Source organism: Mycobacterium sp. IDUB_5 (genome assembly GCF_055419565.1).
This window is the reverse complement of record NZ_JBVAXX010000009.1, coordinates 202,099-215,322: the sequence shown is the minus strand read 5'-3', so window position 1 is coordinate 215,322 and position 13,224 is coordinate 202,099. Positions and strand designations below refer to the sequence as shown.

The 13,224-nt window shown below is 68.6% G+C and carries 13 protein-coding genes; 7 read left to right on the top strand and 6 right to left on the bottom strand.

All coding sequences use genetic code 11. The features are described 5' to 3' along the window. Positions 1 to 6: 6 nt before the first annotated feature. Positions 7 to 687, bottom strand: a complete 681-nt coding sequence (locus ACZY1G_RS26905; protein WP_463818244.1) for a DUF3043 domain-containing protein — start codon at positions 685 to 687, stop codon at positions 7 to 9. Between the two features lie 80 nt (positions 688 to 767). Here ACZY1G_RS26905 and ACZY1G_RS26900 point away from each other — a divergent pair, with 80 nt between their 5' ends. Further along, positions 768 to 1,829, top strand: coding sequence for a glycerate kinase family protein (locus ACZY1G_RS26900; RefSeq protein WP_463824068.1), 1,062 nt, complete (start codon positions 768 to 770; stop codon positions 1,827 to 1,829). 111 nt (positions 1,830 to 1,940) lie between these two features. Next, the gene (locus ACZY1G_RS26895) at positions 1,941 to 2,318 is read left to right on the top strand and encodes a HesB/IscA family protein (protein WP_463818242.1); all 378 of its coding nucleotides are present in this window, start codon (positions 1,941 to 1,943) and stop codon (positions 2,316 to 2,318) included. 1 nt (position 2,319) lies between these two features. Here the strand turns inward: ACZY1G_RS26895 and ACZY1G_RS26890 are convergent, their stop codons facing one another. Next, the gene (locus tag ACZY1G_RS26890) at positions 2,320 to 2,988 is read right to left on the bottom strand and encodes an Rv0361 family membrane protein (protein ID WP_463824067.1); all 669 of its coding nucleotides are present in this window, start codon (positions 2,986 to 2,988) and stop codon (positions 2,320 to 2,322) included. Positions 2,989 to 3,180: 192 nt separating this feature from the next. Between ACZY1G_RS26890 and ACZY1G_RS26885 the strand changes: the two genes are divergently transcribed. Next, on the top strand, positions 3,181 to 4,155 hold the full coding sequence (locus ACZY1G_RS26885; protein WP_463824066.1) for a carbohydrate kinase family protein: 975 nt from the start codon (positions 3,181 to 3,183) through the stop codon (positions 4,153 to 4,155). Here the strand turns inward: ACZY1G_RS26885 and asnB are convergent. Further along, positions 4,152 to 6,083 (bottom strand): asparagine synthase (glutamine-hydrolyzing), encoded by a 1,932-nt coding sequence (gene asnB / locus ACZY1G_RS26880; RefSeq protein ID WP_463824065.1) that lies wholly within the window; start codon positions 6,081 to 6,083, stop codon positions 4,152 to 4,154. The genes ACZY1G_RS26885 and asnB overlap by 4 nt on opposite strands. A 170-nt stretch (positions 6,084 to 6,253) precedes the next feature. On the opposite strand from asnB, the gene ctaC reads away from it, so the two are divergent. From ctaC to ACZY1G_RS26860, 4 genes are all read left to right on the top strand, one after another. Beyond that, complete coding sequence (ctaC, locus tag ACZY1G_RS26875) at positions 6,254 to 7,279, top strand: aa3-type cytochrome oxidase subunit II (protein WP_463818238.1); 1,026 nt, start codon at positions 6,254 to 6,256, stop codon at positions 7,277 to 7,279. A gap of 8 nt (positions 7,280 to 7,287) precedes the next feature. Next, a complete protein-coding gene (locus ACZY1G_RS26870; RefSeq protein WP_335330525.1) occupies positions 7,288 to 7,707 on the top strand; it encodes a cytochrome c oxidase subunit 4 in 420 nt (139 codons plus the stop codon). A gap of 179 nt (positions 7,708 to 7,886) precedes the next feature. Then, a complete protein-coding gene (locus tag ACZY1G_RS26865; RefSeq protein ID WP_463818237.1) occupies positions 7,887 to 8,750 on the top strand; it encodes an MmpS family transport accessory protein in 864 nt (287 codons plus the stop codon). 5 nt (positions 8,751 to 8,755) lie between these two features. Then, on the top strand, positions 8,756 to 9,373 hold the full coding sequence (locus tag ACZY1G_RS26860; protein WP_463824064.1) for a DUF2561 family protein: 618 nt from the start codon (positions 8,756 to 8,758) through the stop codon (positions 9,371 to 9,373). A 108-nt stretch (positions 9,374 to 9,481) separates the two neighbouring features. On the opposite strand, the gene qcrB is transcribed toward ACZY1G_RS26860, so the two are convergent. The 3 genes from qcrB to qcrC are packed head-to-tail and all read right to left on the bottom strand — an operon-like array spanning position 9,482 to position 13,202. Beyond that, complete coding sequence (gene qcrB / locus ACZY1G_RS26855; protein ID WP_463824063.1) at positions 9,482 to 11,176, bottom strand: cytochrome bc1 complex cytochrome b subunit; 1,695 nt, start codon at positions 11,174 to 11,176, stop codon at positions 9,482 to 9,484. Beyond that, the gene (gene qcrA, locus ACZY1G_RS26850) at positions 11,173 to 12,393 is read right to left on the bottom strand and encodes a cytochrome bc1 complex Rieske iron-sulfur subunit (RefSeq protein ID WP_463818234.1); all 1,221 of its coding nucleotides are present in this window, start codon (positions 12,391 to 12,393) and stop codon (positions 11,173 to 11,175) included. Before qcrA ends, qcrB begins: the two co-directional genes overlap by 4 nt. Beyond that, a complete protein-coding gene (gene qcrC, locus ACZY1G_RS26845) occupies positions 12,390 to 13,202 on the bottom strand; it encodes a cytochrome bc1 complex diheme cytochrome c subunit (RefSeq protein ID WP_463818233.1) in 813 nt (270 codons plus the stop codon). Before qcrC ends, qcrA begins: the two co-directional genes overlap by 4 nt. Between the last annotated feature and the right edge of the window lie 22 nt (positions 13,203 to 13,224).

Genomic DNA, 13,224 nt, shown 5'->3' with positions numbered 1-13,224 from the left:
ACGGCGTCAGTCGATTTTCGTGCCACGCTCGACCTGCGGGCGCGGTGCGCGCATCCGCCGCAGCTGCGACGCGCGGCTGGCGGCGTAGAAGCCGAGCTTCCATCCGGACTCGGTGTTGCCGGGGAACTTCTGGTCGACCATTCGGTTCGCCCGGCGGCCTAGGAAGATGCCGTCGACGACCATGATCAGCACCAGTACCAGCATCGCCGGGGAGATCATCTGCTGCACCTGGACCGACGGCACCGCCAGCATGACCAGGATCAGCCCCAGCGCGGCCGGCATGAACAGACCGAGGATGTTGCGCCGGGAGTCGACCAGATCACGCACGTAGCGGCGCACCGGGCCCTTGTCCCGCGGCAGCAGGTAGGAGTCGTCGCCGGCCATCATCTTCTCGCGGCGCTCCGACATGGTGGCGCGGCGCTCGAGCTTCTCGGCCTTGCGCTCCTCTCGGGAGAGCTTCGGGCCGCGCAGCTCCTTGCGGCGCCGGCGAGCCTCGGCGCTCGTCATCGGCGCCGGCGCGACCGGTCCGCGGCGGCGGCTCGCCTCGTTGCGTTTCGGGGTGGGCCTGCCCTTGGGCGCCGTCGTCACGCGCCCACTCTGCGCGGCCTCCGCGGCGGTGTCGTGGGTGGAGGTCGAACCCGGACGATCATCCCCGGAGTCGTCGTTCTTGCGGCCCAGCAGTTTCACACGTGCCAGGTTACTTCGCGCGTGTCCGATCGACCCAGCCCGCCGTGCAGCACCCCCGACTGCGACCTAATCTTCCGAAGATGACCCGGACCGTCCTGATCGCGCCGGACTCCTTCGGCGACAGCCTCACCGCGGTCGCTGCGGCCCGCGCCGTCGCGACCGGATGGGAAAGCGCACGGCCGGACGATCAGCTCATCGTGGCGCCGCAGTCCGACGGCGGACCCGGCTTCGTCGACGTCCTGGCCAGCCGGCTGGGGGAGCGTCGCACCACGCGGGTCAGCGGGCCACTGACCGTCGACGTCGACGCCGACTGGGTGTTCGACTCGGGCCCGCCGGCGACGGCCTACATCGAATGCGCGCAGGCGTGCGGACTGGCGCTGCTCGGCGGCGGTCCCACGGTGCGTACCGCCGTGGACGCCCACACCCGCGGGGTCGGAACGCTGATCGCCGCTGCGCTGGAGGCAGGGGCGCGCCGCATCGTCGTCGGGCTCGGCGGCAGCGGCAGCACCGACGGCGGACGCGGCATGGTCGAGGCGCTCGGCGGGCTCACGGCCGCGCGCGATCTGTTGGCCGACGTCGACCTGATCGCCGCCAGTGACGTCGAACACCCGCTGCTCGGCCCCCGAGGCGCGGCCACGGTGTTCGGGCCCCAGAAGGGCGCCGATCCCGCCACCGTCGACGCACTCGAAGACCGGCTGACGGCGTGGGCTCAGCATCTCGACGACGCCGCCGGCCGAGCCATTCGGGACGAGCCGGGGGCGGGCGCGGCCGGCGGTCTGGGGGCGGCGCTGCTCGCGCTGGGCGCGCGGCGTGAATCCGGGGCCGCGATCATCGCCGAGCACACCGGCCTGGCCGCCGATCTCGACGCGGCGGACCTCGTCATCACCGGTGAGGGGCGTTTCGACGATCAGTCGCTGCACGGCAAGGTGGTCAGCGCGCTGGCCGCGGGAGCAGGCCGCCGGGGCGTGCCGGTGCTCGTCATGGCCGGTCAGGTCACGCTGTCGGAGCAGGAGCGCCGCGCCGCGGGAATCACGGCAGCCCACGCGATCGCCGAGCACGCCGGGTCGGTGCGGCGGGCCATTGACGAGGCGGCCGAGCAGCTCACCAGCCTGGCTGCCGCGGTCGCCGCCACGTGGACGTAGATGGGGAGAATGGGGTCAGACCGCGGGAATACTGTTCAAACGAGGTACCGTTGAAAGCGTGGGGTCACGGCGTTCGGGGCCTCACCCACGAACATCCACACAGGAGTATTCATGACTGTTCAGGACGAGTCGGCAGTGCAGGCAGGGCAGGCCACCGACGCCCAACACGGCGTGATCCTGACGGAGGCCGCGGCGAGCAAGGCGAAAGCGCTGCTCGACCAGGAGGGTCGCGATGACCTGGCACTGCGGATCGCGGTGCAGCCGGGTGGCTGCGCGGGCTTGCGCTACAACCTGTTCTTCGACGACCGCACCCTCGACGGTGACCTCACCGTCGAGTTCGGCGGGGTGAACCTCACGGTGGACCGGATGAGCGCTCCCTACGTGCAGGGTGCCAGCATCGACTTCGTCGACACGATCGAGAAGCAGGGGTTCACCATCGACAACCCCAACGCCACTGGCTCGTGCGCCTGCGGCGACTCCTTCAACTGATCTAGTACTGGCCTGCCGTGCGCGGCAGGTAGGAGCACACCAGCACGTCGTTGTCGACCGAGACCAGCTGAGCGATCGCCTGCTCGTCGGCATCGGCGGGCCGGGTGCTCGAGGAGCGGCTCTCCGGTGTCACCTTCATCGTGAACAACACCTGGGCCTGCGTCGGGGACGAGAGCACCATCTTGTCGATCGAGCTCACCTGTGCGCTGCTGTACTGCTTGCGGAACGCGTCGCTCGAGAGGCTCGCCAGCGCCAGATCCGAACGGCGCTCCTTGACCGCGTCGAACAATCCGCACAGGCTGTGGCGCGCCACCGTCTCGGCGTCGCCGCCCGACAGCGCATCGAGATAGTTCTGGATCGCCGCGCGCGCCGACGCCTCGGTCAACGCGCCGCCGGGGGAGTCATCACCGCCACCGCGGGTGAGAACCACCGCCGTCACCACGCCCGCGACCGCGAGCACCGCGATGACAGCCGCCACGATCGCGACCCAGCGCCGTCTGCGCGGAGGGTAGGGCACCGGCGGCGGCAGCGCGCCCGGATAGGCGGCGGCGAAGCCGGAATCGGGGTAGGGCTGGGGCTGCGCCTGCGGGTGCGGCTGGCCGTAACCTGCGGGGTAGTCCTGCGGTCCTGCTGGTCCGGCTCCGTAGTGGGGCGGGTAGGGACCAGTCATACATGAACTCCCGGGCAGGTCGGTGGGTTGCAGTCTGTGGATTGCGTTCAGGGATTGTGTTGCCTCTACAGTGGCCCAGTAGGGGCACTCATAGGCAGGTTAGCGCACGTGCGCAGGCTGCTCCGGCCGGCGAAGACTCCGCCGACGAGGCCCGACTAGGGTGTCTGACGACTTCACGAAGGGTGTAGCTGCGTGACCATTGCCGTGACCGGATCGATCGCCACCGATCATCTGATGCGCTTTCCCGGCCGCTTCTCCGAGCAATTGCTGGCCGACCACCTGCAGAAGGTGTCGCTGAGCTTCCTCGTCGACGATCTGGTGATGCACCGGGGTGGCGTCGCCGGGAACATGGCCTACGCGATGGGCGTCCTGGGTGGGCGGCCGACGCTGATCGGTGCGGTCGGTGCCGACTTCGACGACTACCGCGAGTGGCTGACCGCGGCGGGCGTCAACTGCGATGCGGTGCTGGTGTCGGACTCCGCCTACACCGCCCGGTTCGTCTGCACCACCGACGAAGACATGGCGCAGATCGCGTCGTTCTACCCCGGCGCCATGTCGGAGTCTCGCAACATCAAGCTCGCCGATGTCGTATCCCGCACCGGCACACCAGATCTGGTGATCATCGGGGCGAACGACCCCGAGGCGATGTTCCTCTACACCGAGGAATGCCGCGCGCTGGGCCTGGCGTTCGCAGCTGACCCGAGCCAGCAGCTGGCCCGCCTCTCCGGCGACGAGATCCGGCGGCTGATCGACGGCGCCACGTACCTGTTCACCAACGACTACGAGTGGGACCTGCTGCTGCAGAAGTCCGGCTGGTCGGAGGCCGAGGTGATGCAGCAGATCCAGCTGCGGGTCACCACGCTGGGCGAGAAGGGTGTCGACCTGGTCGGTCGGGACGGGACGTTCGTCCACGTCGACGTCGTGCCCGAGCGGCGCCGCGAAGACCCGACGGGCATCGGCGACGCGTTCCGTGCGGGGTTCCTCACCGGCCGCGACGCAGGGTTGTCGCTGGAGCGGGCCGCGCAGCTGGCCTCGCTGGTCGCGACGCTGGTGCTCGAGGCGCCGGGTCCGCAGGAGTGGACGTGGGACCGGGACGACGCGATCGCGCGGCTGACCGATGCCTACGGCGACGAGGCGGGCCGCGAGATCGCCCAGGCGCTCGCCTAGAGCTGGACGGGGTAGGTCGGCTCGCTGATCGTCGGCGTCACGCTGTTCTCGATGAAGATCGCGTGCCACAGCAGGAAGATCAGCACCGTCCACAGCCGGCGACTGTGATCGGCGCCGCCCATCCGGTGCTCGTTGAGCATCGCCCGCACCGCCGCCAGGTCGATCATCTCGCCTGCGCCCGACGATGCGATCATCGCGTACGCCCAGTCCAGCAGCTCGCCGGCCCGCAGCCAGTGCCTGATGGGCACCGGGAAGCCCAGCTTCGGACGGTGCAGCACATGCGCGGGAATGACCGGCTCCAGCGCCCTGCGCAAGGCGTACTTCGTCGTCGACCGGGTGATCTTCTGGTCATACGGCAACCGGGAAGCGACCGCGAACACCTCGGGATCCAGGAACGGCACCCGCAGCTCCAGTGAGTTCGCCATCGTCATCTTGTCGGCCTTGACCAGGATGTCGCCGCGCAGCCAGGTGAACAGGTCGATGTGCTGCATCCGCGCCACCGGATCCCAACCGGCCGACTGTGCATACACCGGCGCGGTCACGTCGGTGTGCGTCCACTCGGGGCGGAACCGCGCCAGGACCGCCCGCAGCTGCGCGTCGGAGAAGCTGCGCGCATTGCCGTAGTAGCGCTCCTCGAGCGTCAGCGACCCGCGGTGCAGCAGACTCTTGCCCCGCATGCCCTCGGGCAGCGGACCGGCCATCCGGCCGACGGACTTGCGCAGTCCGCGTGGCAGATAGTCGAACGGCTTCAGCGACAACGGTTCTCGGTAAATCGTGTAGCCGCCGAACAACTCGTCGGCACCCTCACCCGAGAGCACCACCTTGACGTGCTTGCGCGCCTCGCGGGCGATGAAGAACAACGGCACCAAGGCGGGGTCGGCCACCGGCTCGTCGAGGTACCAGACGATCTCGGGCAGTGCCTCGACGAATTCGGCCTGGCTCACCACCTTCGTCACATGCCGGGCGCCGATCGCCTCCGCCGAGGCGACCGCGACGTCGACCTCGGAGAAGCCGGCACGTTCGAAGCCCGTCGTGAACGTGATCAGCCGCGGGTTGTGCCGCATCGCCAGCGCCGCGATCGCCGTGGAGTCGATGCCGCCCGACAGGAACGCCCCGACCGTGACGTCGGCACGCATGTGCTTGGCCACCGAGTCCTCGAGCACCGCGGTGATCTCGTCGTAGCGGGTCTGTTCGCTGCCCGCCGCGAACGGCACGGGGGCGAAACGCGGGGTGAAGTACCGCGTGACCTCCGGCGCGGCACCGGGCCGCACCCGCGCATAGCTGCCCGATTCCAGCCGGCGTACACCGCGCTGCAGCGTCTCGGGCTCCGGCACGTACTGCAGCACGGTGTAGTGCTGCACGGCCCGCTCGTCGATGCTCAGATCGATGCCCAGCTGCCCGGCGATGTCGAGCAGGCACTTCTTCTCACTGCCGACGGCGGTGCCGCCGGGGCCGGTGGCCATGTAGAGCGGCTTGATTCCGAACGGGTCGCGGGCGCAGAAGAGCTCCTCGGTGACGGTGTCCCACAGCGCGAACGCGAACATGCCGCGCAACCGCGTGAGCGCCTCGGCGCCCCAGTAGTGGAAGGCGGCCACGATGGCCTCGCCGTCACCGTCGGTGTGGAAGACCGCGCCGTGCTCGGCGCGCAACGCCTCCCTCAGTTCGAGGTAGTTGTAGATCTCGCCGTTGAACACCAGCGCATAGCGTTCCGGCGCCTCGGCCGGCCCCCAGCGCAACGGCTGGTGGCTGTGGGCGATGTCGATGATCGACAGGCGGTTGAAACCCAGCACCACACGGTCGTCGTTCCAGGTCCCCGGCTCGTCGGGGCCCCGATGGCGCATCAGATGGCTGGCGCCGGAGACGGCCTCGACGAGGCTGGGGGAGACCTCATGGCCAGGATCGGTCACCAACGCCAACAGTCCGCACACGGCGTCAGTATGCCTAATGTCGCGCGCGCTCTCGGACAGGCGTGTGTGGGCACTTCCTGACATTGGTCCGGTCGCATGGAACTGCGGGGGAAGCGTGGTCTACGCTGCGTAGTATTCAATGCAGCCGTCTGACCGTCCGGCGGTCGATCGACTTGGTAGGAGGCGCCAACGTGCCCGCTCGTGGCCTGAAGTTGGTGGCATTGTCCCTGCTCCTGGGGGGGACGACGGTCCTGCTCAGTGGGTGCAGCTGGTCCGATGCTCTCGCCCTGGGATGGCCCAAGGGCATCACCCCGGAAGCTCACCTGAACCGCGAGCTGTGGATCGGTTCCATGATCGCCGCGCTCGTCGTCGGCGCGATCGTCTACGTGATGCTGTTCTGGACCGTGGTGTTCCACCGCAAGAAGAAGGGCGAGCAGGAACTGCCCCGCCAGTTCGGCTACAACATGCCGCTCGAACTCGCGCTGACGGTCACCCCGTTCCTCATCATCTCGGTGCTGTTCTACTTCACCGTCGTCGTGCAGGAGAAGATGCTGCACAAGGACCCCAATCCCGAGGTCGTCGTCGACGTCACCGCCTTCCAGTGGAACTGGAAATTCGGCTACCAGAAGATCAACTTCGGTGACGGCACCTTCACCTACGACGGCGTCGACAACGCCCGTAAAGAGGCCATGACCTCCAAGCCGGAGGGCACCTACGAGAACGGCGAGGAGCGCGTCGGCGCGATCCGGGGCCTCAACCCGGAGGACCGCACCTACCTGAACTTCGACAAGGTCGAGACGTTGGGTTCGTCGACCGAGATCCCGGTGCTGGTGGTGCCGGCCGGTAAGCGCATCGAGTTCCAGATCGCCTCGGCCGACGTCATCCACGGCTTCTGGGTGCCGGAGTTCCTGTTCAAGCGCGACGTGCTGCCGGACCCCAAGGCGAACAACTCCGACAACATCTTCCAGGTCAGCGAGATCAATCAAACCGGTGCCTTCGTGGGCCGCTGCACCGAGATGTGCGGCACCTACCACTCGATGATGAACTTCGAGCTGCGTGTCGTGGAGCCCAACGACTTCAAGGCCTACATGGATCAGCGCATCGCCGGTAAGACCAACGCCGAGGCGCTGCAGGCGATCAACCAGTCGCCGGTCGCGACCACCACCAAGCCGTTCGACACGCGCCGCGGTGAGCAGGCGCCCCAGGCGAGCAGGTAGGACAGCACATGCATATCGAAGCCCGGTTGTTCGAGTTCCTCACGGCGTTCTTCGCGCTGGCGACAGTCGTGTACGCGGTGCTCACCGCGCTGTTCGCCACCGGCGGCGTGGAGTGGGCCGGTACCACGGCACTGGCCCTGACCACGGGCCTGACGCTGATCACCGGCACGTTCTTCCGCTTCGTCGCCCGCCGGCTGGACACCCGCCCCGAGGACTACGAAGATGCCGAGATCGCGGACGGCGCAGGCGAACTGGGCTTCTACAGCCCACACAGCTGGTGGCCGGTCATGATCGCGCTGTCGGCCTCGGTCACCGCCGTGGGCATGGCGCTGTGGCTGCCGTGGCTCATCGTCGCGGGTGTCTGCTTCGTGCTCACCACGGTGTCCGGTCTTGTCTTCGAGTACCACACCGGGCCCGAGAAGCACTAGCCATCCTCGGCGTTGCGTGCCGCTGTCCGGGGCAAGGTCACAATCCGGCATGAGTTGGCCAGTGACCGCCTTCCTGTCCCGCACCGCGCCATCCCGGTTGGGTAGTGTTGCCGGCGCACCGCGAGCCGCCATCGGCGGTGATCGGCGCCCGAGAAGCTGGCTGAGAAGGATTGACGCACATGAGCGGGCCTAGAGGCGACGAGCCGGGCGACCGGTCTTCAGCCGACGAACCGACACAGGACGTCTCGGGTCTCACCCCGGACAGTGACGCCGGCGCGTCCGGCACCGGTGCGACCGACCAGTACTCGCAGGCGTACTCCGCGCCGGAATCCGAACAGTTCGTCAGCGCGCCCTACGTTCCCGCCGAATCATCGCTCTACGACTACGACAGCTACGACGCGCCGGCCGATGCCGGGGAGACCCCCGATCCGCCGCGGTGGCCCTGGGTCGTCGGCGTCGTCGCGATCATCGCCGCCATCGCGCTGGTGGTGTCGGTGTCGGTCCTGGTGACGCGCACCGACACGGACAACCTCGCGACGCCGGAGACCACCACCAGTGCGCCGCCACCGCCCGTGCAGGACGAGATCACCACCACGACGCCGCCACCCCCGCCGCCTCCGCCGCCGACCACCGAGGAACCGCCTCCACCCCCGCCGGAGACGGTGACGGTCACCGAACCGCCGCCGCCACCGCCGAGCACCGAGGAGCCTCCGCCCCCGCCGCCGACCACGACCGAAGCGCCGCCCCCGCCGCCCACCACGACGCGGGCAGGCCCACGCCAGGTCACGTACTCCGTGACAGGCACCAAGGCGCCCGGCGACATCATCACGGTGACCTACACCGATGCCTCCGGCCGCAGCCGCACCCAGCGCAACGTCTACATCCCGTGGTCGCTGACGGTCACCCCGATCTCACAGTCCGAGGTGGGCTCCGTGCAAGCGTCCAGCCTTTTCCTGGTCAGCCGGCTGAACTGCTCGATCACCACCAGCGACGGCACGGTGTTGTCCTCGAACACCAACAACACCGCCCAGACCAACTGCTAGCCGGTATGACGACCCCCGCTGCTCCCTACACCCCGGACCGCACCGACCGCATCCTGCTCGGCGGCTGCGCGGCCGCCTGGCTCGCCGCCCTGGGGGCCGGCGTCGCCGCGACGGTGGCGCTGGTCAACCTCGGCGGCGGCCGCACCGCGTCGACAGGGGACTCCGGGACACCCTGGTTTCTCTACGTCGTGATCGGCGTGTCCGCTGCGGTGATCCTCGCCGCTGTTCCGCTGCTGCTGCGGGCCCGCCGCGATGCGCGCGGCGACCGGGAGCCCCACGAGTCGACACCGCGTCCGACGGCGGCCGCCGGCGGGCAGGGGAGTGCACCGCCACGGGTCGCCGAAGCGCCCACCGAGAAGATCCGCGCTGTCGCCCCGCCCGTCGTCGCTCCCAGTGCGGCATCCTCTCCGCTGGTCGAACAGCTGACGCTGCGCTGCGCTGCCTCGATCGGCTGCGCGATGGGCGTTGCCTACGTGCTGATCGGGACCGCGACCTACCTGATGGCCGTCGACAACGACGTGACGTCCTGGGTGTTCTACGGGGCCGCCGGCGTCGTCACCGTCGCGATGGTCGGTCTCCCGGTGTACTTCCTGCGCGAGCTACGGAGCCACACCGACGCCTGATCGCCTCGGATCAGCCCCGGAGCGCAGCCCGAATCCGAGCCTGTATCCGCGCCCGCACAAAACGATGCGCCCCGGCCGGAGCCGGGGCGCATCGTCGTTGGTGTCTGATCAGTGATGACCGTTGTCGGACGACCCGTTGGAGTGGCCGTTCGACGACCCGTGGCCGTTCGATCCGTGACCGTTCGAGCCGTTGTGGCCGACCCGCTCACGCAGCGCCGTGAGAGCCCGATGCTCGGCCGCGTGGGCCGCCTCGGTGAGCGCATCGCGCTCGGACGCGGGATCTGCGCTGAGGAAGCTGCCCGAGCCGGGAGCGCCCGCCGAGCCGAGCTTGTTCATGCGCTTCGGCAGAGCCGCGCCCTGGTACTCGAGCGGGATGGCGTGACCGTGCTCGTCGACCGGACCCAGCGGCTGGTGCAACTCGATGTAGGCACCGTGCGGCAGCCGCTTGATGATGCCCGTCTCGATGCCGTGCTCGAGCACCGCGCGGTCGCTGCGCTGCAAGGCCACCGCCCAGCGGTAGGCGAGGTAGTACACGATCGCCGGCAGCACCACCATGCCGATGCGGCCGATCCACGTCGTCGCGTTCAGCGAGATGTGGAACTTCAGCGCGATGATGTCGTTCATGCAGGCGAAGGTCAGCACGATGTACAGCGCGATCGCTGCCGACCCGATCGCCGTGCGCGTCGGTGCGTCACGCGGGCGCTGCAACAGGTTGTGGTGGGCGTCGTCGCCGGAGAACTTCTTCTCCAGGAACGGGTAGGCGATCAGCAGCATGAACACCAGGCCCATGCCCAGCGCCACCCACACGCCCTGCGGGATGGTGTGGCCGAAGGGGTAGAACTCCCACGCCGGCCAGAGTCGGATGAGTCCGTCGGTCCACATCATGTAGAAGTCCGGCTGGCTACCCGCCGACACCTGGGACGGCTTGTAGGGCCCCAGCACCCAGATCGGGTTGATCTGCAGCAGGCCACCCATCAGGCCGAGGATGCCGACGGTGACGGCGAAGAACGCGCCGGACTTGACCGCGAACACCGGCATGACGCGAACGCCGACGACGTTGGTCTCGGTGCGGCCGGGGCCGGGGAACTGCGTGTGCTTCTGGAACCACACCAGGGCGAGGTGCACACCGATCAGCGCCAGGATGATCCCCGGGATCAGCAGGATGTGCAGCGCGTAGAGGCGGGGGATGAGGATCTCGCCCGGGAAGTCGCCGCCGAACAGCGCCCAGTGCATCCAGGTACCGACGACCGGGATGCCCATCGTGATGCCCGACAGCGCGGCGCGGATACCGGTACCCGAGAGGAGGTCGTCGGGCAGCGAGTAACCGAAGAAGCCCTCGAACATCGCCAGGATCAGCAGCAACGAGCCGATCACCCAGTTGGCCTCGCGCGGCCGGCGGAACGCGCCGGTGAAGAAGATGCGTGCCAGGTGGACCATGATCGACGCGGCGAACAGCAGCGCCGCCCAGTGGTGCACCTGCCGGACGAACAGACCGCCCCTGATCTCGAAGCTGATGTCGAGCGCCGTCTCGTACGCCCGCGACATCCCGACGCCGCGCAGCGGCTGATAGACGCCGTCGTAGGTGACGTGTGCCATGGACGGATCGAAGAACAGCGTGAGCCACACACCGGTGAGGAGCAGCACGATGAAGCTGTACATCGCGATCTCACCGAGCAGGAACGACCAGTGGGTCGGGAACACTTTGTTGAGCTGGCGGCGGACCGCAGCCGACGGGTGGTATCGCGAGTCGATCGCTTCGCCCTGGTTGGCGGCGATCTCGGCCATGTTGGGTCGTGGGCTCATGACTTGCGCTCCCAGAATGCCGGTCCGACGGGTTCGATGAAATCACCGTTGGCTACAAGGTAGCCCTCTTGATCGATGGTGATCGGTAGCTGCGCCAACGCGCGGGCCGCCGGTCCGAAGATGGGCCGTGCGAAGTGCAGCGCGTCGAACTGCGACTGGTGGCACGGGCACAGAATCCGGTAGGTCTGCTGCTCGTACAGCGACGACGGGCAGCCCAGGTGGGAGCACACCTTGGTGTAGGCGAACAGCTCGCCGAAGTTGAAGCTCTCCTGGCCCTGCCGCTTGACCACGCGCGACATGTCGCCGGGTCGGATACGGATGAGCATGACCGGGTTGCGCACACCCATCGCGATCTCGAACAGGTGATGCTCGGACTCGACGGTGGTGCCGTCGCCGTCGGATTCGCGCCACGGGAACACGGTTTCCATGCCGCCGGCGTCGATGTCCTCCGGGCGCATCTTGACGAACGGCGACTCGCCGGGCTGACCGGTGGCGCGCGCCAGGTAGATGGTCTCGCCCTTGTAGCGGGGCGTCCACCCCGACGTCCACAGGACGGCCTTCATGCCCTCGGCCGTCGGCACGACGGGCTTCCACGGGTTCTTGATCAGACCACCGATGAAGGCCACCGCGGTGCCGAGCCCGAACGCGCCGAACCCGATGCCGAGGGAGAGCCCGATCAGCTTGCGCCGCTTCAGCGTCGAGCCCTCCAGGGCGTCACCGAGGTTGGCGGCGACGGTGCGGCGGTGCAGTTCGGGGGAGGCGCCGTCGTGGCGCTCCTGGATCGAGATCTCCTCGGGGATGAACTTCTTCTGGAACAGCACTGCGCCGACACCGATCGCGAGGACCGACAGGCCGAACGTCAGGCCGTACAGCGGCGTCGTCAGGGCGTACAGCCACTCGCCCTCGGAGCCGAACGGCTTGTATTCCCACGGCCAGAACAAGAAGATCAGCAGCAGTGCCAGACCGCAGAAGCCGGCGAACAGAAGCCAATAGGCGACGGTGCGCTCGGCGCGCTTCTCGGCCTTGGTGCCCGGGACGGGCCAGCGCGGCTCCTTGTAGACGATCTCGACGCCGTCGAGCTTGCCGCCGAGTTCGAGCAGCTCCTCGCGAGACATCTCGGCGAGCTGCGCGTCGGTGGGCTGTCCCGCTTCACCCTGCTGACCGGGCGAATCAGTGCCCTTGCCGGTGTTCTCGTGGGTGCTGGTGGCGTCGCTCATGCCCGTGCTCCGATCCAGAGGGCGGCCGCGATGATGGCCACCATGCCGATGATCCACGCGACCATGCCCTCGGAGGTGGGCCCGAAGCCGCCCAGCCCGAGACCACCGGGCGTCGGCGTCTCGGCCGCTTCCTTCACGTAGGCGACGATGTCGCGCTTCTCGTCAGGGGACAGCTGGCGGTCCGAGAACTTCGGCATGTTCTGCGGGCCGGTCAGCATCGCGGTGTAGACCTGTGCGGGCACCGCCGCGGCTTCACCCAGATCGGGCGCGTACTTCCCCGACGACAGGGCGCCGCCCTTGCCGGTGAAGTTGTGGCAGGAGGCGCAGTTCAGCCGGAACAGGTCGCCACCGCGGGCGACGTCGTTGCCGATCAGCGACTGCGAAGCGATCGCGCCGTTCTCGTCGCGCGGGACGACGGGGCCGCCGCCGTTGGCCTGGACGTAGGCACCCAGCGCGTCGATCTGCGCCTCGTCGAAGGCGGGATCCTTGCGCATCGCCTGCGCCTCGCCGCGCATCGCGGGCATGCGGCCGGTGGCCACCTGGAAGTACACGGCGGCCTCGCCGACACCGATCAGGCTCGGACCGCGGTCGGCCACACCCTGCAGGTTCGCTCCGTGGCAGGACACACACGACGTCTCGTAGAGCTGTTGGCCGGTGCGCAGCATCGCCGAGGCGGACTCGTCGGCGACAGCCACCTGCGGCGTCGGCGTGAACGTGGCCGCCAGGCCACCTGCCACTGCCAGTCCGATCAGCAGCAACAGTGCCGCCGAGACGCGCCGGCGCAACCGGCGCTTGGACTTGCTTGTCATCGAACCCCTTCTTTTCTGCGGG

What these genes read in the sequence shown, in the direction of transcription:
- ACZY1G_RS26900 (WP_463824068.1), top strand. Translation starts at nt 768, where the DNA reads ATGACCCGGACCGTCCTGATCGCGCCGGACTCCTTCGGCGACAGCCTC.
- ACZY1G_RS26895 (WP_463818242.1), top strand. Translation starts at nt 1,941, where the DNA reads ATGACTGTTCAGGACGAGTCGGCAGTGCAGGCAGGGCAGGCCACCGAC.
- ACZY1G_RS26890 (WP_463824067.1), bottom strand. Translation starts at nt 2,988, where the DNA reads ATGACTGGTCCCTACCCGCCCCACTACGGAGCCGGACCAGCAGGACCG.
- ACZY1G_RS26870 (WP_335330525.1), top strand. Translation starts at nt 7,288, where the DNA reads ATGCATATCGAAGCCCGGTTGTTCGAGTTCCTCACGGCGTTCTTCGCG.
- ACZY1G_RS26865 (WP_463818237.1), top strand. Translation starts at nt 7,887, where the DNA reads ATGAGCGGGCCTAGAGGCGACGAGCCGGGCGACCGGTCTTCAGCCGAC.
- ACZY1G_RS26860 (WP_463824064.1), top strand. Translation starts at nt 8,756, where the DNA reads ATGACGACCCCCGCTGCTCCCTACACCCCGGACCGCACCGACCGCATC.
- qcrB (WP_463824063.1), bottom strand. Translation starts at nt 11,176, where the DNA reads ATGAGCCCACGACCCAACATGGCCGAGATCGCCGCCAACCAGGGCGAA.
- qcrA (WP_463818234.1), bottom strand. Translation starts at nt 12,393, where the DNA reads ATGAGCGACGCCACCAGCACCCACGAGAACACCGGCAAGGGCACTGAT.
- qcrC (WP_463818233.1), bottom strand. Translation starts at nt 13,202, where the DNA reads ATGACAAGCAAGTCCAAGCGCCGGTTGCGCCGGCGCGTCTCGGCGGCA.